General features: G+C 61.2%; 3 protein-coding genes. All 3 read right to left on the bottom strand.

The annotated features are described in order from the left end of the window. Positions 1-36: 36 nt before the first annotated feature. Genes folD through AC2FGC_RS24155 form a run of 3 tightly spaced genes read right to left on the bottom strand, consistent with a single transcriptional unit; the run spans position 37 to position 3,019 of the window. Positions 37-927: a bifunctional methylenetetrahydrofolate dehydrogenase/methenyltetrahydrofolate cyclohydrolase FolD gene (folD, locus tag AC2FGC_RS24165; protein ID WP_496727555.1), complete on the bottom strand. Its 891-nt coding sequence runs from the start codon at positions 925-927 to the stop codon at positions 37-39. 52 nt (positions 928-979) lie between these two features. After that, positions 980-1,285 carry a chorismate mutase gene (locus tag AC2FGC_RS24160; protein ID WP_496727554.1) on the bottom strand — a complete coding sequence of 102 codons (306 nt, stop codon included), beginning with the start codon at positions 1,283-1,285 and terminating at the stop codon, positions 980-982. 57 nt (positions 1,286-1,342) lie between these two features. Next, on the bottom strand, positions 1,343-3,019 hold the full coding sequence (locus AC2FGC_RS24155) for a formate--tetrahydrofolate ligase (RefSeq protein WP_058273699.1): 1,677 nt from the start codon (positions 3,017-3,019) through the stop codon (positions 1,343-1,345). Positions 3,020-3,038: the final 19 nt, after the last annotated feature.

The following is a 3,038-nucleotide window of genomic DNA, read 5'->3' as shown; positions in this document are numbered from 1 at the left end:
CGTTAAGGCGCATTATTTGCGCCCTAACGCACCAGGTCAGGCTGTGAGGCCTTCTGGTTCTGGGAGTTTGTTTGCGCGGCAGGCGGCGGTAAGTGTGTTGGCCAGCAGGCAGGCGATGGTCATGGGGCCGACACCTCCGGGGACCGGGGTGATGGCGCCGGCGCGTGCGGCGGCGCTGGTGTAGTCGACGTCGCCGACCAGTTTGTTCTTGCCATCGCGTTCAATGCGGTTGATGCCCACGTCGATGACGGTGGCGCCTTCTTTGATCCAGTCACCGGGCACCATTTCGGGGCGGCCAACGGCGGCCACGACGATATCGGCGCGGCGGACCACGTCGGGCAGATCCTTGGTGCGGCTGTGCGCGATGGTCACGGTGCAGCTGTCGCCCAGCAGCAGCTGCGCCATCGGCTTGCCCACGATGTTCGAGCGTCCGATCACAACCGCATCCATCCCCGACAATGAGCCATGGTGATCGCGCAGCATCATCAGACAGCCCAGCGGGGTGCAGGGCACCATCGATTTCTGACCGGTGCCCAACAGGCCCACGTTGGAGATATGGAACCCGTCCACATCCTTGGCCGGGTCGATCGAATTGATCACCAGATCTTCGTTCAGATGCTTGGGCAGCGGCAATTGAACCAAGATTCCGTGCACAGCCGGATCGTTGTTCAGCGTGTCGACCAGCGCCAGCAGGTCCTCTTCCGAGGTATCGACATCCAGCTTATGCTCGTACGAGTTCATGCCGACCTCAACGGTCATCTTGCCCTTGGAGCGGACATAGACCTGGCTGGCTGGGTCTTCGCCGACCAGAACCACGGCCAGGCCGGGGGTAATGCCGTTTTCCTCTTTCAGCTTTGCGACCTGATCGGCCACTTGCGCGCGCACTTTGGCCGCAAAGGCCTTGCCGTCGATAACCTGGGCTACCATCCTTTGATCCCTTCTTTCAAAAACGGATCGGGCGCGTGAAGCGCCCGGTCATTCAGTCCGGGCCGAGAACACGTTCCTCACGTGCAATCGACCAGTCAATCAACATGCGCCACAGTCCTTCGGCCAAATCCGGATCCATTCCCAGCTCGGCCGAGCTTGCGCGCACGCGGTGCACCACGTCTTCGACACGGTCCGGGATACGGGCAGGCAGGCCCTCGCCCGGCTTCAGCTCGGACGCGCGGTCAATGTAGCCTGCGCGCGCCACCAACATTTCGATCAGTTGGCGGTCCAGCTTGTCGATCTGAACCCGCAGATCCTGCATCGTTGCACAGTCTTGCGGCGGTGTCAGAGTGGGCATCGCGATCTCCTCATGGCCCGGGAAAACCCCGGACCACGAGATGTCCTATTCGGCGGCTTAGAACAAGCCCTCGATCTCACCTGCGTCATTGAGGCAGATGGTTTCCGCAGCCGGTTTGCGTGGCAGACCGGGCATGGTCATGATCTCACCGCAGACCACCACGATAAAGCCGGCCCCCGCGCTCAGACGTACCTCACGCACCGGAACCGAATGGCCGGTGGGCGCGCCGCGCAAAGTGGGGTCGGTCGAGAACGAATACTGCGTCTTGGCCATGCAGACCGGCAGATTGCCGTATCCGGCCTCTTCCCACTCGCGCAGCTGGTTGCGGATCTTGTTGTCGGCCAGAACCTCGTCGGCGCGGTAGATACGCTTGGCGATGGTTTCGATCTTTTCGAACAGCGGCATGTCATCGGGGTAGATCGGTGCGAAGTTGGCACTGCCGCCCTCGACGATCTCAACAACCTTCTCGGCCAGCGGCGCAGAGCCTTCCGAGCCCAGCTCCCAGTGACGCGACAGAACCGCCTCAACCCCATGCGCGGCGCAATAGTCGCTGACCGCCTGCACTTCGGCATCGGTGTCGGTAACGAAGTGGTTGATGGCAACCACAACCGGCACGCCAAAGGATTTCACGTTCTCGATGTGACGGCCCAGGTTGGCACAGCCCGAGTTGACCGCGTCGACGTTTTCCGCACCCAGATCGGCCTTGGCAACGCCGCCGTTCATCTTCATCGCACGCACGGTGGCAACCAGCACCACTGCAGACGGCGCGATGCCCGCCTTACGGCACTTGATGTTCATGAACTTCTCGGCGCCCAGATCGGCCCCAAAGCCAGCCTCAGTCACAACGTAGTCAGCCACTTTCAAAGCAGTCTTGGTGGCAATGACCGAGTTACAGCCATGCGCGATGTTGGCGAAGGGGCCACCGTGGACAAAGGCCGGGTTGTTTTCCAGCGTCTGCACCAGGTTCGGCTGCATCGCGTCTTTCAGCAACACGGTCATCGCGCCTTCGGCCTTGATGTCGCGGCAGTAAACAGCAGTCTTGTCGCGGCGATAGGCCACGATGATGTCACCCAGACGCTTTTCCAGATCCTTCAGGTCGTTGGACAGGCACAGGATCGCCATGACCTCGGACGCCACGGTGATGTCAAAGCCGGTTTCGCGCGGGAAGCCGTTCGACACCCCACCCAGAGACGCCGTGATCTGACGCAGGGCGCGGTCATTCATGTCGACCACGCGACGCCATGCGACGCGGCGTACATCGATCTCGGCTTCATTGCCCCAGTAGATGTGGTTGTCGATCATCGCCGACAGCAGCGAATGCGCCGAGGTGATGGCGTGGAAATCCCCGGTGAAGTGCAGGTTCATTTCCTCCATCGGAACAACCTGCGCGTACCCGCCCCCTGCAGCGCCGCCCTTCATGCCGAAGTTCGGGCCCAGCGAGGCTTCGCGGATACAGATCATCGCATTCTTGCCAATGCGGTTCAGACCATCACCCAGACCAACGGTCGTGGTCGTCTTACCCTCACCCGCGGGGGTCGGGTTGATCGCGGTGACCAGCACCAACTTGCCGTCTTCGCGACCCTGGACCGAGTTGATGAACTCCTGGCTGACCTTCGCTTTGTCATGGCCGTAGGGCAGCAGATCAGCAGAATCGATGCCAATCTTAGCGCCAATTTCCTGAATAGGCTTCTTCTGCGCCTCGCGCGCGATTTCAATGTCCGATTTATAGCTCATTGGGCAAAACCCCCGGTTG

It is taken from the genome of Ruegeria sp. CDSC054 (assembly GCF_059610645.1).
Note: the sequence above shows the minus strand (reverse complement) of the source record. Positions and strands in the feature narration are given on the sequence as shown.

Bases quoted from the DNA above. Each gene is read 5' to 3' on its own strand.
- folD (WP_496727555.1), bottom strand. From the start codon at position 927: ATGGTAGCCCAGGTTATCGACGGCAAGGCCTTTGCGGCCAAAGTGCGC.
- AC2FGC_RS24160 (WP_496727554.1), bottom strand. From the start codon at position 1,285: ATGCCCACTCTGACACCGCCGCAAGACTGTGCAACGATGCAGGATCTG.
- AC2FGC_RS24155 (WP_058273699.1), bottom strand. From the start codon at position 3,019: ATGAGCTATAAATCGGACATTGAAATCGCGCGCGAGGCGCAGAAGAAG.